This window comes from Halorubrum sp. FL23, assembly GCF_052439115.2.
Classification (GTDB): Archaea; Halobacteriota; Halobacteria; order Halobacteriales; family Haloferacaceae; genus Halorubrum; species Halorubrum persicum.
In genome coordinates this window covers 68,393-94,348 of sequence record NZ_JBQVRO020000001.1, presented here as the reverse complement: position 1 = coordinate 94,348, position 25,956 = coordinate 68,393, and the positions used below count along the sequence as shown (strand labels likewise).

The window sequence follows — 25,956 nt, the reverse complement described above, 5'->3', positions numbered from 1 at the left end:
CGGCGTTCGGCGTTCATTCGAGCCGTCACTCGCTCGCCAGCTCCACGCCCGTCACTTCGAACCGGGCGCCGCCCTCTCGCCCCTCCGTGATCCGAACCGACCAGCCGTGAGCCGCCGCCACCTGCTCGACGATCCGCAGGCCGAAGCCGGTCCCCTCCTGCGTTGTCGAGAACCCGGCGTCGAACACCTCGCCGCGGTCCGCCGCCGGGATCCCCGGCCCGTCGTCTTCGACGAAGAACCCGACCTCGTCGCTCGCCTCCGCTCCCGCCCCGTCGCCCGCGCCATCGGCTTCCGCCTCCCCGCCCAGCGCGCCGACGGTGATCGCCACGTCGTCGCCGCCGTGCTCGACCGCGTTCCGCACGAGGTTCTCGACGAGCTGTCTGAGCCGGCTCTCGTCGGCGCGGAGCCACAGGTCGCCCTCGACGGACAGCGTCGCGTCCGCGGTCTCGACGGTCTGCCAGCAGGATTCGACGACGGCCGCGAGCCGGACCGGCTCCGTCTCGCTCACTCGCTCTCCCTGGCGAGCGAGCGTGAGCAGGTCGGCGATCAGCGTGTCCATCCGTTCGTGGGCGCCGGCGACCGCGTCGAGGTGGTCGCTGTCACACTCGTCGCGGGCCAGGTCCACCCGTCCCTGCGCCACGTTCAGCGGATTGCGGAGATCGTGGGAGACGACGCTGGCGAACTCCGCCAGCCGGTCGTTCTGCCGCTCCAACTCCACGCTCCGGTCGTGGAGGCGACTGGTTCGCGCCGCGGCGTTGAGTGCCGTTTCCGCCGCCGTCGAGAGGATCCGCGCGAGATGCTCGTCGGTCCCGTCGAAGACGCCGGGCTCGGTCTCGCCGATCGAGATGGTCCCGTGTTCGCCGAGGGGGAGGATCATCAGGCTTCGGAGCCCCGTTCCGGTGTCGATGGCGTTCACCGTCTCGATGTCGTCGTACATCCGCCCCTTGCCCGTCTCGTACGCCTCCCAGTTGAGGCTCCCGCCCCCGGGGGTGAACACCTCGCGAGGCGGGAGCTGCTCCTCGACCGCCTTCGAGACCGCGACGGGGACCAACCCCCCGGCGTCCTCGTCGTACAGCCGGACGGTGACCACGGAGAATCCGAGCACCTCGTCGGCGGCCTCGACGACGCGCTCGGCGATCTCCTCCCGGGAGTCGGCTCGGATCAGGCTTCGGGTCGCGTCGTGGAGCCGCTCCAGGCTGGACTCGCGCGCCACGCGGTCTAACGCGGCTTCGAGGTGGTTCGTGAGGATCTCCGCGATGAGCACGTCGGTCTCGGTGAACGCGTCCGGCTCCGCCGAGGAGATGACGAACAGCCCGTGGCTGCCGATCGGATGGAGGACGATGCTCTCCGCGGGAGTCTCCTCGTCGAGGGGGTCGAACGCCGACAGGTCGCCGACGGCGAGCGGCTCGTCGCCGCGATACGCCTCCCACGCGAGGGCCGCGCGCGTTCCGGGGGGCTCCCCCCGATCGTAGGAGGGTTGCTCGTCGAAGAACGACGGCACCGACTCGGCCAGCGCGGCGGGTTCGAGCGCGTCGCCCGCCTCGCTCACGAGGTGGACCCCGCTCAGCCCCGCCCCCACGATCTCGTCGGCGGCGTCGACCGCCAGCTGCGTCGTCTCGTCGACCGTCCGCGTGCAGTTGAGATCGCGGGTCCACTCGCGGAGTCGCGACAGTTTCTCCTCGCGCCGCTTACGGTCCGAAATGTCGCGGGTGTTGATCACGAACCCGTTGATCCCGTAGTCGTCGAGCCGGTTGTTCCCGACCGACTCCACCCACGCGTACTCCCCGTCGGCCCGTTCGAGCCGGTATTCGACCGTCGGGTTGGATTCGTCGCCAGTGATCGACCGCATGAACGTCTCGACGACCCGCTCGCGGTCCTCCGGGTGGACGTACGAGAACGCGTACTCGCCGACCAGGTCCGCCGGGTCGTGGCCGAGGATCCCCTCGACCGAGGGGCTCGCGTACTGGAACGTGCCGTCCGCGTCGAGCGCGGTGACGATGTCGCCGGACTGCTCGACGAACGCCCGGTGTCGCTCGCGCTCCGTCACGTCTCGGATGATCCCGACGAACCGCCGATCGCCGCTCTCCTCGAACTCGCCGAACGAGATCGACAGGGGGATCTCGTGGCCGTCCCGGTGTTGCCCCGGGAACTCGACCGCCGACCAATCCATCGAGCGCTCGCCGGTCTCACAGTATCGCTCGAGGGCCTCGCGGTGCGCCTCACGTTTCCGCTCCGGAATCAGCATCACCAACGATTCGCCTTCCAGTTCCCCGGGCCCGTAGCCGAACAGCCGCTCGACCGCCGGGTTCGCGAACCGGATCCGGTTGTCGGCGTCGATGGTGATGATGGCGTCCATCGAGTGGTCGGTGATCGCCTGCAGGTGGGACCGCGTTCGGTCGGCCTCGCGCTCGATCCGGCGCTTCTCGGCCGCGCCGACGACGCGGTTCGCCAGGATCTCGTACTGTTCCGTACCGCCGCCCTTCTGGAGGTAATCGGTCACGCCAGCCGAGATCGCCTCGCTGGCGACCGACTCCGACCCCTTCCCGGTGTACAGGATGAAGGGGAGGTCCGGATCGCGTTCGCGAACCGCCTCCAGGAACTCGATCCCGTCCGGCCCGGGCATGTCGTGGTCGGAGACGATACAGTCGAACTCGGCCTCGGCGTCGTCGAGCCGTTCGAGCCCCTCGTCGGCGTTCGAGGCGGTCTCAACCGCAATCCGTGGATCCTCGCGTTCGAGGAACGACGCCGTGATCTCCGCGAGATCCGGGTCGTCGTCGACGTGGAGCACGCGGATGCGGTCACCCATGGAGTCGAACTACTCGTGACGCCGGCATAATCGTTTGGACCGGGTGACGAAACGCGGGGAGGACGCAGCGAGAGCGCCGGTTCCCTACTCGCCGCCCGCCGGTCGGAAGGCGACGAGCCGTTCGCCGTCGGTGGCGCGCTCCTCGACGCCGGCAGCGACCCGGTCGCCGACCGAGACCGCGTCGAGCGCGGGCTCGACCCCGCGCAGGACGCCCGCGAGCCTGACCGGTCCGAAGTCGGCGACCGCGTTCACGTACGGGACGTCGTCGGCGAACTGCGGCCCGGCGACGTGGACGACGTTGTACGTCTCGACGCGCCCGGTCTCGGCGAGCGGTTCCTCGGCGAGCGCCGTGGCCCCGCACTCGGGACACACCCGCCGCGGCGGAAGCGAGCCGTGTCCGTCCGGGCAGACGAGAGCGTACCCATCGCCGTCCGCGAGGGCGTCGAGCCACTCGTCGTGGCCCGCGTTGCTCGTCGGCGCGCTCATTCCGCCACCTCCAGCACGTGGACGACCGCGCTGGCCACCGTCCCGCCCGCGTTGTGCGCGACGCCGACCTCGGCGTCGGCGACGTGGTCGCTGTTCGGGTGGTCGCCGCGCAGCAAGCGGGTGAGCTCCGCGATCTGCGAGCCGCCGGTCGCGCCGACCGGGTGCCCCTTCGCCTTCAGCCCGCCGGAGAGGTTCACGGGGGTGTCGCCGTCGGCGGTCGTGACCCCATCGCGTGCGGCGCTGATCCCCTCGCCGGGCTCGGCGATTCCGAGCGACTCCAGCGCGAACACCTCCGCGATGGTGAAGCAGTCGTGGACCTCCGCCACGTCGACGTCGTCGGGACCGACCCCGGCGTCGGCGTAGGCCGTGTCGGCCGCGTCGTCGGCGGCGGGGGTGCGAGCGAGGTGCTCGCGGTCCGCGAGCGCCATCCGGTCCGTCCCCTGACCGGTTCCGGTCACCGCGACCGGCGCGTCGACGTCGTGCTCGGCCGCGTACTCCTCGGAGACGATCACGAGCGCGCTCGCGCCGTCGGTGATCGGGCAGGCGTCGTAGAGATGGAGCGGCTCCGCGACGGGCGGGGCGTCGAGCGCCTCCTCGACGGACACCTCCTGGCGGTACTGCGCGTACTCGTTCGGGACCGCGTTCGCGTGGTTCTTCGCGGCGACGTGGGCTAGATCGCGGCGCTCCCCGCCGTACGCGTCGAAGTACGCGTTCGCCATCAGCGCGTACGCCCCGGGGAACGTCACCCCGGCTCGCACCTCGAAGAGGTCGTCGGCGGCGATGGCGAGCCCCTCCGTCACCTCGTCCGTCGGGAGGTTGGTCATGCGCTCCATCCCGCCGGCCACCACCACGTCGGCCTCGCCCGCGCGGACGGTCCGAACCGCCTCGCGGACGGCGACGCCGGCCGAGGCGCACGCCTCCTCGTAGCGGGTCGCCGGGCAGTTCACGCCGGCCGCCTCCGCCATGAGCGGCGCCTGATGGCCCTGGTGCTCGGCGAGCGCGCCCATGAAGTTGCCGTAGTTCAGTTCCTCGACGTCCCCGCGGGGGACGCCGGCGTCCTCGAACGCCCGCAGCGCGGCCGTCGCGAAGAGGTCTCGACCCGTTCGCTCCGGGTGGCTTCCGAAGTGCGTGAGCCCGACCCCGGCGACGCGTACGTCGGTCATACACGAACGATAATCGGGGTCCGATTTATCCCTGCCGGAAGCGGTGGCGAGTCGCCACTCTCGGGCGCGTCGTACTCAGCCGATGTACCGCAGGTCGTCGTCCGGCACCGCCGGGCCGTCCTGCATCTCTTGGATCTTACCCACGACTTCCTCCATCTCCTCGGCGCGATCCTCCAGGCTCTCGTAGTCGATGGGGAAGTCGAGGTGGTCCGCGAGCACCTCGAGCACCGCGCGGGCGCTCTTCGGGTCGACGAGGTAGCCGCTCGTCTCGCCCATCAGGCAGGCGGCGCCGAACCCGCGTCGGCCGCCGAGCCCGAGCACGAGCCCGGAGACGCCGACGATGCCGCCGGCTGGCTCGTCCGGTCGGAACTCGACGCCGACCGCCTCCAGCTCGTCGACGAGGTCGCCCTCGGAGACCGCGCCGAGCACGGTGTACTCCTCGACGAGCTCGCCGGTCGGCACGCCGCCGAGCGCGAACGCCCGAGTCGCGCCGAACTCCTCGGCGATGTCGAGGAACGTCGTGGTGAGCGTGTAGTGGCCCTTGTTCGAGCCGGCCTGGTGGTCGCCGGTCAACACGAGCAGGTCGGCGCCGTCGGTCTCGATCGCGTGGAACTCCGCGCAGGTCAGCTCCGCGACGCCGTCGCCGTCGACGTTCACCTGCGGGGGGAACTCGGTGGTGTACACGCGGCGCACGAGCTCCCCGTCGAACTCCTCTAACAGGTGTTCGGCCGCGAGCTTCCCCACGTGGCCGACGCCCGGCAGTCCCTCGATGAGCACCGGGTCGTCGAGCTCCGGCGTCGCGACCTCGTCGATCTCGATGTCGTCCATACCGGGGTACTCCGGGCGGGGCTCACAAGAGGGTGGCTATTCCGGTGCTGCGCGCGGCTCGGCGTCGCGACAGCGGCGTCGGCGCTGGCGGATGCCGCGCTACTCAGACGCCCGCCGCCGCGCCCGGCGTCGGTACTCGCCGTAGGGGTCTTCGGGGCTGAACGGCGCCGGGGCGCTGTTCTCGGTCGGACCGTCACACGCCGGGCAGCGCTCGCCGAGCGCGTACACCGGTCGGTCGTGGGTGGTCTCCCAGTTCGCGCAGACGCGGATGTCGGATTTCACGGGTTGAGAGGAGAGGTGAGAGGCGAAACCGCGGGCGACTACTCGTCGTCCTCGCGGCGCTCGCGGTGGAACTCGCCGTCGCCGCCGGCGGCCTCGATGGCCTCGCGGGCGCGGGCCGCGGCGGCCTCAAGCTGGTCCTCGGCCGTCTTGTAGTCGGGCGCGCGGACCTTGATCCGGTACTCGGGCGAGCCGACGTAGCCGACTTCGAGGTCGACGCCGTCCGGGATCTCGCCGTTGCCCTCGGCCGCTTCGAGGGCCGTCTTCACGTCGTCGACGCCGTCGGGGGCCGCGGACTCCAGATCGACGTAGCCGGTCACGTCGACGTACGGGACCGAGACGTTGTCGCGGGCCGCCGCGACGATGGCGTCGAGGGCGTCGTCGTCGATGTCGACGTCCTCGAGCGCCTCGTCGCCGCTGATCGCGGCCGCCTCGAAGGCGTCGTACAGCGAGTCGTACTCGGCGAGGAGCGCGTTGGCGACCGCGGTGTAGCGGTCGTCGTCGACGTCCTCGCCGAGCGCGATCAGCATCCAGTTGTCGGCCTTCTGCGAGTTCTTCCAGGCCTGTATCTTGTCCTTGCGCTGGTGTTCGTTGACGTCTTTGATCGAGAGGTCGATCTGGTTCGACGACTCGTCGACATCGAGCACCTTCGCGACGACCGTCTGTCCCTCGCGGACGTGGTCGCGGACGTTCTTGATCCAGCCGGAGGCGACCTCGCTGATGTGACAGAGGCCGCGCTTGTCCTCGTACTCGTCGAGGTCGACGAACACGCCGAAGTCGGCGATCTCGTCGACGTCGCCGACCACCAGCTCGCCGGGTTCGGGCCAGCCGCTGTACTTCATACGGGGGTGGTGAGGCGGTTACCGCGCCTCAACGGTTTCGACGATCTCGCCGTGGAGCTCGGCCTCCCCGCCGGTCGGGGTCGCGAGGGTCGTGCCGCAGACCGCACACGACACCGTCGAGGAGGCTTTGCCGAAGACGACCTGTTCGTTCTCGCAGTCGCCGCAGGCGACGCGGTGGAAGCTTCCTGCCATGCTTACTCCTGGAACGTGAGCCGGCCGGCGCGCCAGCCCTCACGCATGTGAGCCTTGCCGCAGTCGCCGCAGCGGTACTTCAGGTGGGTCTTCTTGGTCGGCTTGTCGCCACCGGGCACCTTCGAGTACCCGCCGGCGTTGCCGATTGTCGCGAGCGCGCGGCGTCGCTGGCGCGCGTCGCGCTTCATTCCGGTTGCCCGACCCGATCGAACCTTCTCCACTTCGTGCTCCTGGTGGGAGTCACAGTGTGGACAGTACGTGTTGAAACGACGTGGCATCTCCATGGATATCGACCTTGAATCGCGGTTCGTCGCCGACGCTTAAAACGGGTTTGGTCTGGTTCGCCACCGGCGGTGCGACCGGCTCTCACCCCTCCCACTCCGCGACCGCCCGCACCGGCGATCCGTCCCCGTCGCGGAGCCGGAGGGGAAAGGCGTACAGCCGGAACCGCGGCGGTAAGCCGTCGAGCCCGCGTAGGTTCTCGACGATCGGCAGCGAGTCGCCCAGGAGGATGTCGTGGGCGGGGGTGCCGTCGGGCTCGTCCGTCCCCGCCGGTTCGGCTTCCCCCGTCCCCATCGATTCGCCCTGCCCCGTCGATCCGGTCGGGGTCGGGTCCGGGCCGAACGCGTCCAGGCCGACGCCGACGCCCAGTTCGCGACACCGCTCCGCGGCCGCCGCCGTCAGGTACGGGTGGTCGCGGTACCGGTCGGTGCCCCAGCGGGTCGCCCAGCCGGTCCGGAGGACGAGGAGGTCCACCTCGGCGTCGAGGCGACTCGGGTCGGGTAGCGCCCCGGGTGCGATCGGCTCCCGCGGCTGCAGCGGGCGGCAGTCGACGACTCGGGCGTCGAAGGCGAAGGATCCGACGCCGACCTCGTCGAGCGTCTCGCCGTCCGGGAGCGTGTGGCGCGGCGCGTCCACGTGGGTCCCCGCGTGCGTCCCAGCGCGGAGCTCGCCCGTCGCGTAGCCGTCGGCCTCGTGGGTCGCGTCGGGCGCGAGCGTCACGTCCGGATCGCCCGGGTACGTCGGCATCCCCGTCTCGATCGGTCGCGAGAGGTCGCGGAACACGGCCGGCGGTCCGCCCGCCGCGCGGTTAAATCAGTCGCCGGCGCCTGACGCCGCCCCCTCAGTGCTCGACGAACTCCACGAGCACCCCGCCCGTCGATCGGGGGTGGAGAAACGCCACCTCGTGGCCCCACGCGCCGGGGCGCGGCGTCTCGTCGATGATGTCGACGCCGAGGTCGCGGGCGCGGTCCAGCGCCTCCACGATGTCGTCGGTGGCGAGCGCGACGTGGTGGATCCCCGGCCCCTCCCGGTCGAGGTAGTCGGCGATCGCGCCGCCCGCGGTCGGCTCGAGCAGCTCGAAGTAGCCGCCGTCGTCGAGCTCGAGGAAGGCGACATCCATCCCGTCGAACGTCTCTTCGTGGGCGATCGGCGCCTGGAGCAGGCCGTCGAACAGCTCGGCGAGGTCGGCGGCATCGCGCGTCGCGACGCCGACGTGGTCGAAGTGCATATCCCTCGGATCGAGCCCCGCCGACTTATATGGCCCGAGGGGGACGCCTGCTCCCCGCCGGTATCCAAAGATTTGGGTGCGATCCGACCGCAACTGCACCAGTGAGCGACCCACAGACCGACGGCGCGACGGAGCAGATGACATCGCGGAACATCCTCGGATCGCTGCTCGAGAGCGCGCTCCACGAGATGAACCGGGAGCGGTACGGGCTCCTGCTTTCGGGCCTGTCGGCGGGGCTCGACATCGGGTTCGGCCCGCTGATGATGGCGGTGGTGTTGACGCTCTCTCCGGGGACCTTCGGTGACCTCACGACCGAACTCCTGTTAGCGAGCGTCTACTCCATCGGGTTCATGTTCGTAATATTGGGTCGCTCCGAGCTGTTCACCGAGCACACGACGCTGGCCGTGATCCCGGTGCTCGACCGGCAGGCGTCGCTCGGCCAACTGGGGCGGCTCTGGGGGCTCGTGTACGCCGGTAACATCGTCGGCGGGCTGCTGTTCACCCTGCTCGTGACCCTGTTGATGCCGGAGCTCGGCGTCGTCGACCCCCAGTCGTTCGAGACCATCGCCCTGAAGCTCGTCGACCACGACCTCCCGTGGCTGTTCGTCGGCGGCGTCTTCGCCGGGTGGCTGATGGGGCTCCTGGCGTGGCTCGTGGCGGCGGCGCGGGACACGACCTCTCGGATCCTCCTCGTGTTGATCGTCACCGGCACGATCGGGCTCCTCCACCTCCCGCACTCGATCGCGGGCAACGTCGAGGTGCTGTTCGGGCTCATCGTCTCGGACGCCATCTCGCTGTCCGACTACGCCGGGTTCCTCGTGCTGGCGACGATCGGCAACGCCTTCGGCGGCGCGGTGTTCGTCGCGCTGCTGAAGTACGGTCACGTCGTCCGCGGCGCGGACTGAAGGTCTGCGCCGCGGCGGGTTGATCCCGGTCGACATTTAACTGCTCACCCGCCGAACGGTGCCGATATGGAGCTCTCCAACACCGAGTCGATCGCCGGGAAGGAAGTGACCGAGACGCTCGGGCTCGTCCGCGGGAACACGGTCCGCGCCCGCAACGTCGGCCGCGACATCACCCAGGGCCTCCGCAACCTCGCGGGCGGCGAGCTGAAGGGATACACCGAACTGATGACCGACGCCCGCGATCAGGCGCAGGAGCGCATGATCGAGGAGGCGGAGTCGCTCGGTGCCGACGGCGTGATCAACGTCCGGTTCACCACCTCTTCGATCGCTGACAGCGGCGCGGAGATCCTCGCGTGCGGGACCGCGGTGCGGCTGCGGTAGATCGGTTCGGCTGCGGTAGATCGGTGCGGCCGCGATAGATCGGCCGCCCTACCGCCCCGGCTTGTACTCCCCGAACTCGTCGCGGAGCACGTCCGAGACCTCCTGAACCGTCGCGTACGCCTTCACCGCGTCGACGATGTGCGGCATCACGTTCTCGGAGCCCTGCGCGGCCTCGCGGAGCGACGTGAGCGCGTCGTCGACGGCGTCGCTGTCGCGCTCGGCTTTGACCTCCTCCAGTCGCTCCCGCTGGTTCTGCTCCTGCTCCGGGTCGACCTCTTCGAGGTCCATCTCCGGCTCCTCGTCCACCTCGAACTCGTTGACGCCGACGATGACGCGCTCGCCGTCCTCGATCTCCTGCTGGCGCTCGAAGGCGACGTCTTGGATCTGTCGCTGGACCCACTGGCTCTTGACGGCCTCCAGCATCCCCCCGCGTCGGTCGACCTCCTCCAGAATCTCGAAGGCGTCCTCCTCGATCCCGTCCGTGAGGTTCTCGACGTAGTACGACCCCGCGAGCGGGTCGATCGTGTCGGCGGCGCCCGACTCGTGCGCGAGGATCTGCTGGGTGCGGAGCGCGGTGCGGACGGACTTCTCGGTCGGGAGCGCCAGCGCCTCGTCTTTGCCGTTCGTGTGGAGGCTCTGGGTGCCGCCGAGCACCGCCGCGAGCGCCTGGTACGCCACCCGGACGACGTTGTTCTCGATCTGCTGGGCGGTGAGCGTGGAGCCGCCGGTCTGGGTGTGGAACTTGAGCTGTTTCGATTTCGGGTTCTGCGCGTCGAACCGCTCCTCCATGATCGTGGCCCACATCCGGCGGGCGGCGCGGAACTTCGCGGCCTCCTCGAAGATGTTGTTGTGGGCGTTGAAGAAGAAGGAGAGCTGCGGCGCGAACTCGTCGACGTCGAGTCCGGCGTCGATCGCGGCCTGGACGTACTGGATCCCGTTTCCGAGGGTGAACGCGACCTCTTGGGCGGCGGTCGAGCCGGCCTCCCGGATGTGGTATCCCGAGATGGAGATGGTGTTGAAGCTGGGGGTCTCGGCGGCGCAGAACTCGAAGATGTCCGTGATGAGCCGCATCGAGGGCTCTGGCGGGTAGATGTAGAGGTTCCGCGCGATGTATTCCTTCATGATGTCGTTCTGGATCGTCCCGCGGAGCTGCGCTCTGGGGACGCCCTGCTTGTCGCCCATCGCGACGTACATCGCGAGGAGGACGGCGGCGGGGGCGTTGATCGTCATCGACGTGGACACCTCGTCGAGGGGGATCCCGTCGAAGACGGTCTCGAAGTCGTCGAGGGTGTCGATGGCGACGCCCGAGCGCCCCACCTCCCCCTCGGCCATCGCGGCGTCGGAGTCGTACCCCATCTGGGTCGGGAGGTCGAACGCCATCGAGAGCCCGGACGAGCCCTGATCGATGAGGTAGTTGAACCGCTCGTTGGTCTCCGCGGCGGTGCCCATCCCCGCGTACTGGCGCATCGTCCAGAGCCGCCCGCGGTGCATCGTCGAGTAGACGCCGCGGGTGTACGGCTCCTCGCCCGGGTTCCCCAGATCTCCGCGGTAGTCGTGGTCGGCGATATCGGCGGGCGTGTACAGCGGGTCGACCTCTTGTCCGCCCGTGTCGGTGGTGAACGACTCCTTCCGCTCCCCGAATCGGTCGACCGTCTCGCCGTAGGTCCCCGACTCCCACGACTCCTTGGCCTCCCGGATCGCGTCCAGTTCCTCAGGATCGTACATTAGTAACTGGGTCGCGCGAGCGGGACTTAACACTTTTCGGCGGCGGCGTCCGCGACGACGGTCTCCCCGCCTTCCCGAACGCCTCGGGCGCCCGCCGACGGGCGGTTTCAAGTGACGTGCGGTCGAACGCGAGCCATGGACATCCTCTCCGACTCGGCCGAGCGCTTCCTCGCCGCGACGGCGCCCGAGCACACCGCGACGCAGGCGGAGATGGCCGCCCTCGCCGACGACTGGGGGTTCCCCATCATCGGGCCGGAAGCGGGGTCGGTCCTCCGGCTGATCGCTCGCCTGACCGGCGCCGAGCGCGTCTTCGAGTTCGGCTCCGGCTTCGGCTACTCCGCGACGTGGTTCCTGCGCGGCGGCGCCGACGCCGTGATCTGCACCGAGTTCGACGAGGAGGAGGCGAAACGGGGGGTCAAGTTCGCCGCCGACGGGGGGTACGCCGACAGCGTCACCTTCGAGGTGGGCGACGCGATGGAGACGATCGAGCGCTACGACGGCCCCTTCGATATCGTCCTCATCGACCACCAGAAGGGCCGGTACGCCGAGGCCTACCGCACGGTCCTCCCGAAGGTCCGGACGGGCGGCGTGATCGTCGCCGACAACATCACCAGAGGCCCGATCGACTTCGGGGACCTCGTCGCGCACTTCGAGGACAGCGCGCCGCTCCCCGACCCCGAGGTCGACGGCGAGACGCGGGGGATCGGCGAGTACGTCGGGACGGTGCGCTCCGACGACGCCGTCGAGACCGCGATCCTCCCCGTCGGCTCCGGCATCGCGGTGTCGACGAAGGTAGCGTAGGCGCCCGTCATCGGGGGCGGGTCGGCGGAGGCGGGTCAGAGATGGACCGTCGGCGGCGTTCACTCCCGGCGCCACGCCCGGACCGAACCTATTCGGGCGTCGCTCCCGAACCGCCACCTGATGAAAGTGGGTCTCATCTCGGACGTACACGCGAACCTCCCCGCGCTCGAAGCCGTCCTCGACGACATGCCGACGGTCGACCGGATCCTCTGCGCCGGGGACGTGATCGGGTACAACCCGTGGCCGGCCGAGTGCGTCGAGCGCGTGCGCGAGGTCGCCGCGAAAACGGTCCGCGGCAACCACGACCGCACCGTCGGGACGCCCGAGCGCTACCGGGCCAACCGGATGGCCGAGGCCGGCCTCGAACACGCGAAGGCGTCGCTCTCGGACGACCAGCGCGCGTGGCTCGACGGCCTCCCGCGCGCTGAGACGTTCGCCGGCGACCGGTATCTCCTCGTCCACTCGCACCCCGCGGCAGAGCGCGAGGACGCCTACGTCTACCCGAACGAGTTCCCCGACCTCGACCGCCACATGGGCGATCGCGACGGGATCGTGCTCGGCCACACCCACGTCCAGGGGAAGCGCTCGGTCGCGGGCGGCGTCGTCGTCAACCCCGGCAGCGTCGGGCAGCCCCGCGACGGCGACCCGGAGGCGGGGTACGCGGTGCTCGACACGCAGGCCGACGAGGTCGACCTGCGGCGCGTCGCCTACGACCTCGATCGCGTCAGCGAGGCGGTCGCCGACGCCGGCCTCCCCGAACGAACCGCCGATCGGCTGTATTCGGGAGAGTGAGGAACCGCGGGGTCGCCGGGGAGCGAGTGCGTCACGGCCAGACGCCTGTCACCCCCAGACGCCCGTCACGAGGAGGAGGTTCCGCATCGCGGTCGCGAGCGAGAGGGCGCCGACGCCGGCGCACATCAGCGTCGCGACGAGCCGGCGGGTCCCCCCCGCGACGGCGACGGGGATCCCGATGAGGACCATCCCGGCGGCCTTGGTGAACAGCATGCCGGGGACGAGCCCGAACGTCGCGATGAGCGCCGCGCCGACCGGCGACCCCTCGACGTACTGTCCGCCCGAGACGGCGACGTAGGTCGAGGCGATGTCGGCGCCGGCGCCAACGAGGAGGAGTGCGACGGCGGCGGCGAGTCGCGATGGCACTGCCCCATCGAACGCGACGGATCGACATAAACCTCCGGAGGTGTGAACTTCGGCGACGCCGATCGGCCGGAGACCGGCTACCGGGCTGGCCGCGCCGCGCGCACAGCACGACTTGATTTAAACCGCCGCGTCGCGTACGATCCGGTAATGAGTTCGTCCGACGACGAGTACGAAGTCGCGGTCGTAGGCGGCGGTCCGGCCGGCCTGACGACCGCGTTGTACGGCGCCCGACTGGGACACGAAACGGTGCTGATCGACCGCGGTGGCGGACGCGCGGCGATGATGGCGGACACGCACAACGTGATCGGCATCACCGAGGATGTCTCCGGCAACGAGTTCCTCGCCACCGGCCGCGAGCAGGTGCAGTCGTACGGCGGCGCCTTCGTGCGTGGCTTCGTCAGCGACGTCGAGCGCACCGACGACGACCGGTTCCGACTGACGACGAACGACGCCGAGCTTCTCGCCGACCGCGTCGTCCTCGCGACCGGCTTCTCCGACGAGCGCCCGGACCCCCCGCTCCCGCGGACGGGCAAGGGGCTCCACTACTGTCTCCACTGCGACGCCTACATGTTCGTCGACGAGCCGGTGTACGTGATGGGTCACGGCGAGGCCGCCGCCCACGTCGCGATGATTATGCTCAACATGACCGACGACGTGGACCTGTTGACCCGCGGCGCGGAGCCGACGTGGAGCGACGAGACCGCCGCGCAGCTGGAGGCCCACCCCGTCGAGGTCGTCCACGAGGACGTGACGGGCGTCGAGAACGACCCCGACTCGGGCTGGCTCGAAGCGCTGGAGTTCGCCGACGGCACCCGCCGCGAGTACCGGGGCGGCTTCCCGATGTACGGCTCCAACTACAACACCGCGCTCGCCGAGGGGCTCGGCTGCGACCTGACCGACAGCGGCGAGGTGGACGTCGACGACCACGGCCGCACCAGCGAGGACGGCGTGTTCGCGGTCGGCGACGTCACCCCCGGCCACAATCAGGTGCCCGTCGCGATGGGGCAGGGCGCGAAGGCCGGGCTCGCCATCCACAAGGAGATCCGCGAGTTCCCGCGCTCGCGGGAGGCGATCGAGGCGGACGGGCCGGTCGACGCCGACGAGGTGCCCGCGATCTCGCCGTCGCTCATGGCGACTGCGCTCGCTCACGAGGGACACGCGGGCGGACCGCGCGCGGCGGGCGCCGAGCCGGACGCGGAAACGCGGGCGGCCGACGACGACTGAGCCGACCCGACTGCGCATCTCCGGCAGCCTCCGAAACGGGGCGGTAGCTCGACTGTGCAGCCGCGATACCGACCCTTTTTGATCCGCTGTCTCCGACGAGTCGTATGGGAACTCTCGACGCGGACTTCGCCGGTGAGACGGTCGTGGTCACGGGCGGATCGAGCGGTATCGGCCGCGCGGTCGCGAACGGGTTCGGCGACGCGGGAGCGACCGTGATCAACGCCGACGTGAGGGCGGCGCCGAAAGACGTCGACGCCGAGACGCCCACGCACGAGGCGATCGAAAGCCGCGGCGGCACCGCAGCGTTCGTCGAGACCGACATCTCCGACCCGGACCAGATCGAATCGGTGATCGAGGCGGCCCGCGAGTTCGGCGGGATCGACGTGATGGTGAACAACGCGGGCGTCCACCGCAGCGCCGAGTTCCTCGACGTTACTCCCGAGGAGTTCGACTCGGTTCACGGCGTCAACCTCAGGGGCGCGTTCTTCGGCACCCAACTGGCCGCCAAGGACATGATCGACCGCGGCGTCGAGGGAGCGATCGTGAACACGTCGTCGACGACGGCCGAGCGCGCCGAGTGGGACCACTCCCACTACGCGGCGACGAAGGGCGGCGTACAGATGCTCACCCGAAGCGCCGCCCTCGAACTCGACGGGCACGGGATCAGGGTGAACGCGGTCGCTCCGGGACCGATCGCCACCGAGATCCGAGAGGGGTGGGCCGAGGAGGCGGACGCGATCGACGGCTCCGACGGCCTCCCGTCCCGGGCCGGGACTCCCGCGGACCTGCGCGACGCGTACCTCTACCTCGCCTCCGAGGGGGCGAGCTACGTGACCGGCGAGACGGTGTGGGTCGACGGCGGCGCGAGCCTGTAGGTCTCGACCGCGGGCCGACCGACGCGTCACTCCCGTCGGTCGAGAACGTCCCGAACGAACGCACCCTTCTCGGCAGTGTACCGGTCCCGGCTCTCGGGATACCGCGCCGCGAGCCGCCGCTTCAACGAGGCGTACCGCTCGGCGAGCTCCGGGTCGGTTCGAAGCGCGTCCCTGAACGCGGTCGTCTCGTCGTGGAACGCGCTCCCGACTTCGGCGATCGACAGGTAGCACGTGCGGTTCTCCGGCGGCCCCTTCGCGAGGAACACCCGTCCGTCCACCTCGTCGGGGCGGCGCTCGTAGCCACGCGTCTCGAGCGGTGGGACGAGGTCGCTCGCGGGGGTCGACTCGTCGACCAAGGCGAGCACGTCGAGGATCGGCTTGGCAGGCATCCCCTCGACTGCGGTGCTACCGACGTGTTCGAAGCGCTCGACTCGGTCGCCGACGGCATCCGTCAGCCGGGCGACTTCCGCGTCGTACGCCTCGCTCCACGACTCTTGATGAGGCACCAACGCGACGGTGCCGCGGGCCAGCCCGAGCATGTTCGGAACTCTGGCTCGAGGTACAAACTTGTTTAAATATTCCTCTTACTCTGACGAGAAATGCGCCGGCCGGGACCCTCGCGAGCTTGCGAGCGAGGGTACGGGCGGCGCACGACCGAAGGGAGTGCGCCGGCCGGGATTTGAACCCGGGCCATGAGCTTGGAAGGCCGCTCGCGCAAAGCGCTCGCGCTGTGCCCTACAAGCCGCGTTTTCGGCGTTTCCGGTGTGCGTCCAATCTGCGCCCATTGGGTTATCGCACACGACTGACAAAAAAGTATCGGTTTGACCGACATGATGGTACCCAGAAAATCTCTGAGTAGGACTAAACCACCGTTTAAAGAGAGTTAGATGAGTTCTTCTCTATTCTCTTTCGTGTCAGATTTAGTGTTATGATTCACTATTGGAAATGACGGAATGGTGGATCTCTCTTAGACGGTGACGCTCAGTAGATCACGCGCTGTTCGAGTTCAGCAACAATCTCGTCTTGGGAATCACGTAAGTCATGGAATAGACGATTCACCTCATCGAGGTCGGCGTTATCCTCCGAGTCAATCTTCTCGTTCAGGTCTTCGAGGAGAGTTTGTTGCCGCTCAAGGATCTTCAAGATCTGATTTGTGTCGGTGGAATATGGCGATTGGAGCTGATCGAGTGTTCCGGTATAGTCGGCTACAACGAGCTGGAGTAGTTCGTTGACATTGTCCACGTCTTGGTTTCCTGCGGCAGCTGCTTCCAGTTGGTCAATCTGTTCCGGATAGAGTGCGACTCTGATCGGTTCCGGCTCAATGACTGTCATACCGACGTCCGGACACTCCGAAAACAAATACCCACGTGGTTCACCGCATCGAGTCGTGGTCCATTTAGCCGTCCGCTGATTTGCCGAGGTTACACGATGAACAGTAGCGATAATATCGACGAGATTGTTCGCCGGATAGAGCGCGAGATCCAGCGCAATTCCGAAGTCCTTGAGGAGTACGAGGAAGTCAGCTATGAGGAGGAGACCTCGCATCGGGACGTTGACGCTGAGGAGTTGTTCAGTTAGCTAACTGTTTCCATGCGCCCGGTTTGGGCACTCTCAATACGGCTGAATTTTCCGGCCTCAGTGGCCCAAACCCTGACTAAACAATACAAAATTCTCGCGCCGGCTTACCAATATATGACCACCCACCCCCGGTCCGAATGTTCTAACCTTATCATAATATTTTGATAATACTAAAGTACTTTATACAACTCATTTCTGGACGAGTTCCTTCAAAATGCTCAGAATCCGCTTAGAGACGTTTGATTTCAAAAGAAGATGTCTCCCTTTCGTAGGTTGAAAAAACAGCTCTAAACGCTTACAGCTGGCTCACAGAGGAGATCAGACAGCCCCGACGGCGTGGCCTTTCGGATCCACGACCGTCACCCCGACCATACAGGGGGTAACTACAGTATAACCACAGTAACGACCATACAGGGGGTAACTACAGTATAACCACAGTAAACAACAATAATAAGCTAATTAGCTAAGTGTTTTACTTCATCGAGGTCGTGTTAATTAAAACGCATTAGTTAGAGTGTTTGAGCTAAACACTTTAACGAAACTCTTGGTTTAGAGTGTTCAAATTAAACACTTTAACAAAACACATTAATTAGAATGTTCAAGCTAAACACTTCAACAACTGACTGAACTACTACTTACTGTACTTAGTGTATAACTACTTAGTGTATATACTGTATGACCCCACCCCCACCCCTAACCCCCAGAGCGAGATCAACCAACGCGAGGTAACGGATCACACACTACGCGACCGGACTACTCCCTCCCACTAAATAAATAATATTTCTTATAGTATGTAGTTATTATAATATTCTGTAAGTATTGGACTGCCGGATGTGTGGTAACAGCTTGAGAAAGATTGCGTACTGCAGTCTATTACGGCCTATGGAAGCACCGAGGCTAATCGTTACTGTCCATCTCAGAGATCCTCCTCGGAGAAGATTAGTCGCGAGCTATGTTCCGTCAGCCAATCAGAGTGGGCTTCGTACTCGGGGTCGTACTCCGCAACCAACGACCAGAACTCAGAGCTGTGGTTCGGCTCTCGAAGGTGGGCAAGTTCGTGAACGACGATGTAATCGACCACATCGGGTGGAGCCATCATTAACCGCCAGTTGAGGCTGATCGTTCCCGTCGTCGAACAGCTTCCCCACTTCGTTCGTTGATTCCGTATTTCGATCTTCTCATACTCGATCCCCATCCTCTCCGCATAGAGGTCGGCTCGTTCGGAGAAATGTTCCCGAGCCTTCCGCCGGTACGTATTTTCCAATACCTGCTTGACCGTGGACTGTTCGACCGTACTCTTTCTGAGCCGAATCGATGTGTCCGTAATCGTGTGGCTCTGCGAGGGCTCGATGATCAGCTCTCTTTCCGTGCCAAGTAGCGGGAACGTCTCACCCGCCTCGAAGGTGCGATCCGGAATGTTTTCTCGGTACTCCTCGAACCCGCGTTGTTTCTCGATGACCCACGCCGCGTTTTCTCGAAGGACCTCTGTCGGTTGAATCTCGGCAAAATCGGGAACTACAACTGTGACACCGTGAATATCCACATCGATGCGAGCTTTCGTCGCCTCGGAGCTGTTCCGTACCTCAAACTCGACGTCGTTCCCCGGCAGGTCGATGGTTTGAGACTGAGATTTAGCCATGGTTCTCGATAAGGTAGGTGCGAACAACGTCCACGAAGTCGTCGCTGTCGCGTATCAGATGCCCGAGTTCGTACTGCTTCACCAGTACATCGAGTAGGAGTCGCTCGACGCCAGCGATGGTCTGCTGGTTCGTCTGCCACCCGGCGTAGTTCCGGTCAACGCGATCGCGGAACTGCGAGACGATCTCTGTTGCGACCTCCTCGGCCTGCTCATCCGAGTCAATCGCATCCGGCGTCTCCTCCGTGAGGTGCGTATAGATAGCGAACTCGGCATCGTCCATGCCTTCGCCCTCTGCCTCGCGTTCGACTTCGAGGATCTCCCCTTCGACCGTCTTCAACGCCTCAACTGCTTCGGGGTCCGTGATCTCGTCGCCCTGCCACCGTTCCACGATATCGGTGACGCGTTTGCTGAGGCGTTTGTACCGTGGGTTCTGGTTTTCTCGTGGATGGAGGTGTTCGCGAGTAGCGTGGGCTATCTGTGACGCCTTCACGCCGGGGTTGTCGAGTCCTTCGACATCTTCGAGGTACTCCTCACCGAGTTTGTACGTCGGGAAGTCGCGCTTGATCTCGGAGATCTCCACGTTGTCGCCAATAATGTCGCGCGTCTTCTCCCGCATATCCTCCTCGGGGTCGTCCTCGCCCGCTGTTGTGCGTTTGAACGCGACGTGGATTCGGCTGAGCCACTTGTAATCCTCCTCGATCCCTTCGCTCACGAGGCGTCCGTCCGGAGCGACAGCCTCGTAGAGATTCTGGAGACGTCGGAAGCCCTGCTTGAAACGCCGACGCTCCGGGTGAGTAGAGACGCGTTCGACCGCTTCGTAGGTCGCCTCTTGAGAGTCGGTCTGCGGGATGCCGTCGAAGATGTCCAGCACGTTCTCCAGCTGCTCGTTGAGGTCGTCGAACAGCTCGTCTTTGTCGCGAGCGGCGTAGGCTTTCGTCTCGGCGTCGTAATCAAGCGCCTCGTCGATGTTCTCGAACACGCCCTGGAAGTCCACGATCTCTCCGTTTTCTTTCCCCCGGGCAGGGCGATTGGTCCGGGCGATCGCTTGCATCAGGTTGTGGTTCTTCAGATTGCGATCGAGGTACATCGTCTTCAGTGTCGGCGCGTCGAAGCCCGTCAAGAGCATGTTGTGAACGACGAGGAGTTTGGGGTTCCCCTCCTCCTTGAACTCCTTGACGATGCTATCACGCTCCTCTGAGTCGGTGTGAAACTGCTGGATGATGTCGGGGTCGCCCTTGTTCGAGGTGTAGAGGACCTCGATCTCGTCTTCGCCTCGCCGCTCGATGAGGCGTTCCCCGTACATCGCTGCCGACCGCCGACTCGGGGTGACGACCATACCCTTCCAGCCGTTCGGAGCAACGTGGTCGTCGTAGTGGGAATCGATCTCGGCAACGGCACGGTCTACCCGCGGTTCGAGTTCCGCCATGGTCCGACTGGTCACGGTTTCCTGTATGAACTCCCGCTTCTCGTCGGTCGTCATGCCACGGAACTCATGTTCGAACTCCTCATCGAGTCCGGCCTCATCGATGTCCCACTCCATCTCGTGTCGGAGCGTGAAGTAGACCGGAAGGATCAGCCCGTCGTCGATGCCTTGTTTCACGGAGTAGCGATGGAGGTAGTCTTCACCCTCAGGTGAAAATTCCCGCATCGTATTCCGCTTTGCTTGCTCTCGTTCGTTAGGAGCATACCTGTCCCCCTCCTGAACAGGTGTCCCGGTGAACCCAAAATGCGTACAGTCGGATAGAGCATTATCGAGGCGAGTGCCAAGGCCCCCCTCCATGAACCGGTGTGCCTCGTCGGACATGACCACGATCTCGTCGTTGCCCTGTACGTCGGGGTCTACGTCCTCGAACTTCTGGATGGTCGTGAGAACCAGCTGGCTCTGTCCCTCCTCGATGAGCTGTTGCAGGTGGTCGATGCTCTCGGCTTCCGCCCACTGTTCGAGCGAGAGGTTCGCCAGCTGATCGCGCATCTGGCTGTTGAGCTTGTCCGTATCGACGATGATGAAGACCTGCGGGTTACGGACGATGTCACTCCGCGAAAGGAGATTCTCGGCGGCGTACAGCATCGTGAACGACTTGCCCGACCCTTGGGTGTGCCAGATCAGCCCGCGGTCGTGTTCCGCTTCATCGACGCGTTCGAGAATCCGGTTTACCGCGTAGTATTGCATGTACCGCGGAACGATCTTCGCGTCACCGCCTGCCCGCTTCTCGTAGAAGACGAAGTGTTTCAGCAGATCGAGAATCGTCTGCGGGTTACACAGCGCCTTCACCGCTTGCCGCATCTCGTTGTCGTCCTGGAACACCTCCGGCGCGTCGTTCCACGGTTCGTAGAACTCCTTCGGTGCGCCGACAGCGCCGTAACGAAGTTCCATCGTGTCGGCGGCGATGTTGAACAGCCCGGGAACAAACAGTCGCGGGACGTCTTCCTCGTATGCGAGTAGATCGCTCACTGCGTCGTGCCAGTCGTTGTCCTGTGCGACGCTTTTCAGCTCCATCGTCACGAGCGGAATCCCGTTGACGAACAGCGTCACGTCCGGGCGGATGGTCGTCTCACGTGAGACGGAGAACTGGTTCACCGCATGGAAGCGATTGTGTTCGGGGTTGTCGTGGTCGATGAGGTCCACATAGACCGTATCGCTTCCGCCGTCATCGCGCTGGACGTTGAACGACTTTCCCTTGGTGAGCAACTGATGGAACGCGCGATTGCCATCCATCAGGTGTTCCACGTCGAGGTCACGCTTCAGCGAGGAGATGAATTTCTCCACGTTGTCCTCGGTCACGTCCTCGTTCAACGCGATGATCTGATCTTCGAGGAGATCCCAGTAGATGACCTCCCGGTTGCTCCGTTCGTATGCGTCATCGAGAACGCCAGCACCCCGCCCGCCGTCCAATCCATGTGTCTCCCATCCGACGCCGTCGAGCCACGAGAGGAGCGAACGTTCGACGCCGCCCTCAGACGGGATGTCAGCCATACTTGGCGATCCCCTCGGGAATATCTATGGTAGTGTTGGTTGTTCGGACTATTCCCGAGAGGAGGTCTTGTATTAGACCGCGTTTGATGCGTTGGAGTTGTGTCTTGTACTGCCTTTCTCGCTTTATTCGCTCGTCTACGCTGGTTAATGCCTCTGCAATTTCTTTCTGCTCGTCTATTGGTGGCTTGATGACTTCGATTGGCCGAAGTAATGTGAGGTTGAGATTCTTCTGTGTTGTCTTGGTCGAAAGCCTGTTTAAGAAGTCTTGTCGATACCGAAGGTAGTGTTCTAAAAAGTACTCATCTACGTCTTCATTCGGGGTTATTCCAACCAAACTATCAGGGAAATAGACCGGGAAGGTCGCAACTGCTGTATCCCCGATATTTCCCGCGATTGTGATTATGATGGTACCAGGAGAGAATTCTTTACTTACATTCTTCCCCTTCTCATTTAGAGTTTGGCTGTACTCGGTTAGTTCTCCAACCGAGTCAACCACTTCTCCAGTTTGTATAAATGGGTAATCGCCATCATAGAAATCTGGGTCATTACGTGGTCGATGGGTGAATTTCCCTCTCGCTACTTTTGCAATTTTGTACAGCCGAGTCTTCTCCCAATCAGATGGAACTTCTCCTAAGGTACCGTACGACTCTGTCTCGTGGTCGTAGTAACCCTCTGAGAACAGTTTTTGTCTTAGCCCTTGTCCTGCTCTCTCAATCTGCTCAATTATTTCCGCAGTCCTCTCAATCGCTTGGTCAACGGTGTAGAGGACGGTGGCGATTTTGCGCTGTTCAGGAAGTGTTGGAAGGTCAAACTCAAAATTGCTGAAAAGATTCCAAGAAGTCCGTGGCATACGAGTTCCTGCTGAAGTTCGTCGAGCGTAGTCGTATGCTGATTTTGAACTCAGCCGATAAAGCAACCACTTGGAGTTTATACTCGATTCCGCAACTATTGGAAAGATATCAGTTGAGGCGACACCGTCAAAATTGGGCTGTGCCGATTTCTCAAGATTCGGACGGAGTTTTGCAAAGAGAATGTCCCCTGAGCTAAATCGGCGCTTCGTACTTGAGAGGGAGTCAAGAGACTCCCAATCAGGGACAGGATTGTTTGGATCAATATGCTCCAGTCCGACGTGCCTCTCTAAATCCACTTCTTGCGGATCAACGTTATCAGACCGCTTGGACGCAATATCGCTGAGTTGGACGGTTTTCCATCTTTGCTCATCATTCTCCTGTTCCTGAACAAACTCGTCCAGCGTCGCCTCCTCACTCATAGCTTAACGCCTCCATATGCTCGCTCATCGTCGCTTCAATCTCGTCGCGCTCGGCCTGCAACTCCCGTAACTTCGCCAGTTCCTCCTGCACGTCAATATCTTCCTCGGGTTCGGTCGTATCGACATACAGCGCGATATTCAGGTTGTAATCGTTTTCTCGAATCTCGTCGAGCGACACCGTGCGACTCACGCGCTCCTCGGTCGTCCACCCTCGGAAGTTCCCGATGATGTGGTCGAGGCCATCCTCGGTGAGTTCGTTCTGGTTCGACAGTTCCTCGTAGAACGCTTCGTCTGCGGCGTGGATGAACTGGACTTCGCCCTCGCGCTTGGCGGGCTTGTCCGTGTTCAACACAAGAATAGCGGAGGGAATCGAGTTGTTCTGGAACAGGTTTTCGGGAAGCCCGACGACAGCCTCTACCATGTCGTTCTCCAGCATCGGCTTCCGATACCGCGACTCGTGCTTGCGGAACAGCACGCCGTGTGGAATGACGATCGCGGCCTTCCCGCCAACGCCGTCCTGATCGGGTTGCTTCAGCTGCTTCGCCATATGCATAATGAAGGCGTAATCACCACGATCGGCACGCGGTAGTTTCTCGTGCCAGTCGAAGCGTCCGTAGGGGTCGTCTTGGAGCTCATCTTTCGCCCAATTAACCGAGAACGGGAAGTTCGCCAGCACGCGGTCGAAGCGTGAGAGTTCGCTCTCGTCGTCGTCCGTAAATGCCGGATTCAGCAGCGAATCTTCGCGCTGTATCTCCCCATCGAGGCCGTGGATGGAGAGGTTCATTTTCGCAATCGCGGCGATATCGGGATTGATCTCCTGCCCAGTGAACGTCAGCTTCTTCGGATCGTCTTCCTGTTCCTCGCGATAATACCGTGCCGCCTCGATGAGCATCCCCCCGGAGCCAACAGTCGGGTCGTGGAAGTCCATCCCGTCCTCGAACTCATCGACGAGCCGCACGCAGAGGTTAACGATGTGTGGGGGTGTGAAGAACTGACCCCCGGACTTGCCTTCTTCCTCTGCGAAGTGGCGCACCAAGTCCATGTACGCCTCACCGAGCATGTCCGGCGGGACGCTATCGCGGTCAAGGTCGTACGTGTTGAGATGTTCGAGGAGTCGGCTCAGTCTTCCGTCGTCTAAGCCGTCGGTATCGCTGAAGTCTGCCCGAAAGACTCCTCTCAGCTCAGGGTTCTCGGCGACAATCTCGGTGAAAGCATCATCGAGCGCTGTATCAACGTTGTCGTTGACCGCTCGAATGTCGTCCCACAGATAGCCTTCGGGAACAACGGGGATGTCATAGAGGTTCTCCCGACGGGCGAAGTCCTCGCCGTATTCTTCGAGATTGTCGGCGTACTGCTTCTCGAACTCGTCTGAGATCGACTTGTAATAGACGAGCGGGAGGATGAACTCCTTGTAGTCGGTGGGGTCAACGGCGTCTCGAATGATATCGGCGCATTTGAACAGATGAGATTCGAGGTCGTCCAAGGAGATTGGCATGTCCAGAGTGTGCCATCCAACCAGTATATCTCCTGCGGTAGTCGGAACCGTATTGACGACTGCGCTGGACTGCTCTTTAGGAAGGGGTGGTCCATACTGGGTAGCTCACGAAACGCGATTCAGAGGAGGTGGATCGCTTGGAGTGATCTACCGCATCGAGGCGGGGGTGAAAAACACCGAGCGAAACGCTTCCAACAGGATCGCTCGACGTGATTAGCCGCATCGAGGCGGGGGTAGAACGCACGAATCGAAACACTTCCAACTGGACTGCTCGCTGCGACTGGGATTACCCGAATCCCGCTCGATGCCTCGAAACAGGAAGTGTTCTGTTCAAGAGTTTCAACCCGTGTTCGTCAAGTTGTAAACCCCCCCTTATATCCCCAATCCGGGGCTGTTGCTCTGGCCGCTCATTCACGTGGGACTATCAGGACCCATTTTACCGCCGTTACGCCGCCTACCACGGTGTGGCGCACAGAACGGAACCGTCCATCCTAAGAGGCGCGACTACCAGCTGTCGTCGAGCGCAAGGCCTTGTGTTCGGCCTGTAAGCTCTCAGCCGGCAGTCCCCTCACCATCCGGAGGTTACTACGAGCGTGGCGGAAACCCCAACCAGAGGTCAGGGCAACCGCCTTTACCTTGACGAGCAAATCACTTGCCGGAGTTCCACCGACCACCATTCCGCAAGAGCAGCTCAGAGTTTGAACGTCAGCAGGACTGCCTTCACTATAATAGAGGGCCTGTGGCCTATTAATAGTACCGATTTTCGCATGACCGCGTCGGGGTAACCCGTGTTCTCGAACCGCAGTTGGCATCGTTACCCGGGGATGCCACAGCTTTTCGTTTCAGCGTTTTACCTCATCGACCGGGGGTAACTGTTCAGGCCGAAGGGAGATAGAGTAGAGCGGAGGGTATCACTCCAACGTACTGCGGCTTACCCGACGCCGCCTCGATGCGTTCGACAGCTGACCGCTACCCTTGGCAGGCAATTCGATCACCGGGTCGCGGCCGAGTCACTCAGGGTGGGGTTGCCCCGGTCAAGCCATGCCTCGTAGTCTTCTGCACACAGCCCACAGAGATGGTAGTTGAAGGTGCGTCCACCCGGAGGATGATGTGCAGATTGGTTCGTATGCTCAAGCGAAATATGAGAGTCGTAGGTGTCGAATCGGTTGCCGCATCGCTCACAGTATTCGTGATTTTGGTTTCGTCGCATAGGTGTCACCGAAGGCGAAAATTAGCACAGCAGTCGCTCGAAGATCGAGAACTCCTGTAGAAGTGCCTTCAATCTAATAGACGGGATGTAACAACTTAATTCTTTCCATAATCGCAAGACGGCACCGGATTCTTCCAAAAAATACAGTCCCGTTTTCCCTCCTCGAACCCCACGGGAAGCACGCCCAGTCCCGTTTAATCCAGCCCTCGACGCGTGAGTTCCTTTTCGGTGAACGTATGGATTTCCGCCTTATCGAGGTCGGCGGCATACCGGAGGTCGTCGTCTGACAAGCCAGCCATCACGTTGTCCTCCTCGTCTCGATCTACCGGAGTCTCCTCGAACGCGCCGAGTGCATCGAAGATGCGAAGTCGGATGTAGCGGTCTACTGTCTTGTCCCCCGGATACAACGCCCCGTGGAGATCGATTAGCGTCTCCACCGATGCGTCCGGTGCGGGGGTTTCGTCGGGAACTGCGACTGGGACGAGTCCGAACGCTTCGGTCGAGATCTCCGCCTCGATGAGTTCAGCCACGTCTTCGTTGTCCGTGTTACGGTGCAGTTCGATGAGCGAGGCAATCAGCGACGTACCGGAAGGGAAAGGGTTCTCAGACATCGTA

Annotated in this window: 26 protein-coding genes; 7 read left to right on the top strand and 19 right to left on the bottom strand. The window is 63.9% G+C overall.

Going from position 1 to position 25,956, the window contains the following annotated elements:
* Positions 1–25: 25 nt before the first annotated feature.
* The 10 genes from ACT4MF_RS00420 to mce form a co-directional block, all read right to left on the bottom strand.
* Positions 26–2,806, bottom strand: a complete 2,781-nt coding sequence (locus tag ACT4MF_RS00420; protein WP_444681435.1) for a sensor histidine kinase — start codon at positions 2,804–2,806, stop codon at positions 26–28.
* Between the two features lie 84 nt (positions 2,807–2,890).
* Positions 2,891–3,292: a Zn-ribbon domain-containing OB-fold protein gene (locus ACT4MF_RS00415; protein WP_099256366.1), complete on the bottom strand. Its 402-nt coding sequence runs from the start codon at positions 3,290–3,292 to the stop codon at positions 2,891–2,893.
* Complete coding sequence (locus tag ACT4MF_RS00410) at positions 3,289–4,455, bottom strand: thiolase domain-containing protein (RefSeq protein ID WP_444681434.1); 1,167 nt, start codon at positions 4,453–4,455, stop codon at positions 3,289–3,291. The genes ACT4MF_RS00415 and ACT4MF_RS00410 overlap by 4 nt, the downstream gene beginning before the upstream one ends.
* A gap of 75 nt (positions 4,456–4,530) precedes the next feature.
* Entirely contained in the window at positions 4,531–5,283 is a 753-nt protein-coding gene (locus tag ACT4MF_RS00405) for a proteasome assembly chaperone family protein (protein WP_444681433.1), read from the bottom strand.
* Between the two features lie 99 nt (positions 5,284–5,382).
* On the bottom strand, positions 5,383–5,565 hold the full coding sequence (locus ACT4MF_RS00400) for an RNA-protein complex protein Nop10 (protein ID WP_444681432.1): 183 nt from the start codon (positions 5,563–5,565) through the stop codon (positions 5,383–5,385).
* A 38-nt stretch (positions 5,566–5,603) separates the two neighbouring features.
* Positions 5,604–6,404, bottom strand: a complete 801-nt coding sequence (locus ACT4MF_RS00395) for a translation initiation factor IF-2 subunit alpha (protein ID WP_444681431.1) — start codon at positions 6,402–6,404, stop codon at positions 5,604–5,606.
* A gap of 18 nt (positions 6,405–6,422) precedes the next feature.
* Positions 6,423–6,596 (bottom strand): 30S ribosomal protein S27e, encoded by a 174-nt coding sequence (locus ACT4MF_RS00390; RefSeq protein ID WP_004050354.1) that lies wholly within the window; start codon positions 6,594–6,596, stop codon positions 6,423–6,425.
* Between the two features lie 2 nt (positions 6,597–6,598).
* The gene (locus tag ACT4MF_RS00385) at positions 6,599–6,880 is read right to left on the bottom strand and encodes a 50S ribosomal protein L44e (protein ID WP_053771189.1); all 282 of its coding nucleotides are present in this window, start codon (positions 6,878–6,880) and stop codon (positions 6,599–6,601) included.
* A gap of 82 nt (positions 6,881–6,962) precedes the next feature.
* Entirely contained in the window at positions 6,963–7,661 is a 699-nt protein-coding gene (locus ACT4MF_RS00380; RefSeq protein WP_444681430.1) for a cyclase family protein, read from the bottom strand.
* A 58-nt stretch (positions 7,662–7,719) separates the two neighbouring features.
* The gene (gene mce / locus ACT4MF_RS00375) at positions 7,720–8,106 is read right to left on the bottom strand and encodes a methylmalonyl-CoA epimerase (RefSeq protein ID WP_099256360.1); all 387 of its coding nucleotides are present in this window, start codon (positions 8,104–8,106) and stop codon (positions 7,720–7,722) included.
* A gap of 101 nt (positions 8,107–8,207) precedes the next feature.
* Here mce and ACT4MF_RS00370 point away from each other — a divergent pair, with 101 nt between their 5' ends.
* Together ACT4MF_RS00370 and ACT4MF_RS00365 are read left to right on the top strand one after the other, a co-directional pair.
* On the top strand, positions 8,208–9,011 hold the full coding sequence (locus ACT4MF_RS00370; protein WP_444681429.1) for a formate/nitrite transporter family protein: 804 nt from the start codon (positions 8,208–8,210) through the stop codon (positions 9,009–9,011).
* Between the two features lie 66 nt (positions 9,012–9,077).
* Positions 9,078–9,392, top strand: coding sequence for a YbjQ family protein (locus tag ACT4MF_RS00365; protein WP_444681428.1), 315 nt, complete (start codon positions 9,078–9,080; stop codon positions 9,390–9,392).
* A 48-nt stretch (positions 9,393–9,440) separates the two neighbouring features.
* Here ACT4MF_RS00365 and ACT4MF_RS00360 read toward each other — a convergent pair whose 3' ends face one another.
* Positions 9,441–11,117 (bottom strand): acyl-CoA mutase large subunit family protein, encoded by a 1,677-nt coding sequence (locus ACT4MF_RS00360; protein ID WP_099256357.1) that lies wholly within the window; start codon positions 11,115–11,117, stop codon positions 9,441–9,443.
* A gap of 135 nt (positions 11,118–11,252) precedes the next feature.
* Between ACT4MF_RS00360 and ACT4MF_RS00355 the strand changes: the two genes are divergently transcribed.
* Together ACT4MF_RS00355 and ACT4MF_RS00350 are read left to right on the top strand one after the other, a co-directional pair.
* Positions 11,253–11,918, top strand: a complete 666-nt coding sequence (locus tag ACT4MF_RS00355) for an O-methyltransferase (RefSeq protein WP_444681427.1) — start codon at positions 11,253–11,255, stop codon at positions 11,916–11,918.
* A gap of 120 nt (positions 11,919–12,038) precedes the next feature.
* Entirely contained in the window at positions 12,039–12,710 is a 672-nt protein-coding gene (locus ACT4MF_RS00350; RefSeq protein WP_099256355.1) for a metallophosphoesterase family protein, read from the top strand.
* Between the two features lie 48 nt (positions 12,711–12,758).
* Here ACT4MF_RS00350 and ACT4MF_RS00345 read toward each other — a convergent pair whose 3' ends face one another.
* Positions 12,759–13,076 carry a hypothetical protein gene (locus ACT4MF_RS00345; RefSeq protein ID WP_099256354.1) on the bottom strand — a complete coding sequence of 106 codons (318 nt, stop codon included), beginning with the start codon at positions 13,074–13,076 and terminating at the stop codon, positions 12,759–12,761.
* A gap of 147 nt (positions 13,077–13,223) precedes the next feature.
* On the opposite strand from ACT4MF_RS00345, the gene ACT4MF_RS00340 reads away from it, so the two are divergent.
* The gene (locus ACT4MF_RS00340; RefSeq protein ID WP_444681426.1) at positions 13,224–14,300 is read left to right on the top strand and encodes an NAD(P)/FAD-dependent oxidoreductase; all 1,077 of its coding nucleotides are present in this window, start codon (positions 13,224–13,226) and stop codon (positions 14,298–14,300) included.
* 104 nt (positions 14,301–14,404) lie between these two features.
* The gene (locus ACT4MF_RS00335; protein ID WP_444681425.1) at positions 14,405–15,175 is read left to right on the top strand and encodes an SDR family NAD(P)-dependent oxidoreductase; all 771 of its coding nucleotides are present in this window, start codon (positions 14,405–14,407) and stop codon (positions 15,173–15,175) included.
* A 26-nt stretch (positions 15,176–15,201) separates the two neighbouring features.
* Here ACT4MF_RS00335 and ACT4MF_RS00330 read toward each other — a convergent pair whose 3' ends face one another.
* Both ACT4MF_RS00330 and ACT4MF_RS00325 read right to left on the bottom strand, forming a co-directional pair.
* On the bottom strand, positions 15,202–15,714 hold the full coding sequence (locus ACT4MF_RS00330) for a GrpB family protein (RefSeq protein ID WP_444681424.1): 513 nt from the start codon (positions 15,712–15,714) through the stop codon (positions 15,202–15,204).
* Positions 15,715–16,156: 442 nt separating this feature from the next.
* On the bottom strand, positions 16,157–16,507 hold the full coding sequence (locus ACT4MF_RS00325) for a hypothetical protein (protein ID WP_444681423.1): 351 nt from the start codon (positions 16,505–16,507) through the stop codon (positions 16,157–16,159).
* A 96-nt stretch (positions 16,508–16,603) separates the two neighbouring features.
* On the opposite strand from ACT4MF_RS00325, the gene ACT4MF_RS00320 reads away from it, so the two are divergent.
* On the top strand, positions 16,604–16,753 hold the full coding sequence (locus ACT4MF_RS00320; RefSeq protein WP_444681422.1) for a hypothetical protein: 150 nt from the start codon (positions 16,604–16,606) through the stop codon (positions 16,751–16,753).
* Between the two features lie 916 nt (positions 16,754–17,669).
* Here the strand turns inward: ACT4MF_RS00320 and ACT4MF_RS00315 are convergent.
* The 5 genes from ACT4MF_RS00315 to ACT4MF_RS00295 form a co-directional block, all read right to left on the bottom strand.
* Entirely contained in the window at positions 17,670–18,392 is a 723-nt protein-coding gene (locus ACT4MF_RS00315) for a M48 family metallopeptidase (protein WP_444681421.1), read from the bottom strand.
* Positions 18,385–21,366 carry a type I restriction endonuclease subunit R gene (locus tag ACT4MF_RS00310; protein WP_444681420.1) on the bottom strand — a complete coding sequence of 994 codons (2,982 nt, stop codon included), beginning with the start codon at positions 21,364–21,366 and terminating at the stop codon, positions 18,385–18,387. Before ACT4MF_RS00310 ends, ACT4MF_RS00315 begins: the two co-directional genes overlap by 8 nt.
* Positions 21,359–22,636, bottom strand: a complete 1,278-nt coding sequence (locus tag ACT4MF_RS00305; protein ID WP_444681419.1) for a restriction endonuclease subunit S — start codon at positions 22,634–22,636, stop codon at positions 21,359–21,361. The genes ACT4MF_RS00310 and ACT4MF_RS00305 overlap by 8 nt, the downstream gene beginning before the upstream one ends.
* Positions 22,629–24,131, bottom strand: coding sequence for a type I restriction-modification system subunit M (locus ACT4MF_RS00300; protein WP_444681418.1), 1,503 nt, complete (start codon positions 24,129–24,131; stop codon positions 22,629–22,631). The genes ACT4MF_RS00305 and ACT4MF_RS00300 overlap by 8 nt, the downstream gene beginning before the upstream one ends.
* A 1,404-nt stretch (positions 24,132–25,535) precedes the next feature.
* Positions 25,536–25,952, bottom strand: coding sequence for a hypothetical protein (locus ACT4MF_RS00295; RefSeq protein WP_444681417.1), 417 nt, complete (start codon positions 25,950–25,952; stop codon positions 25,536–25,538).
* Positions 25,953–25,956: the final 4 nt, after the last annotated feature.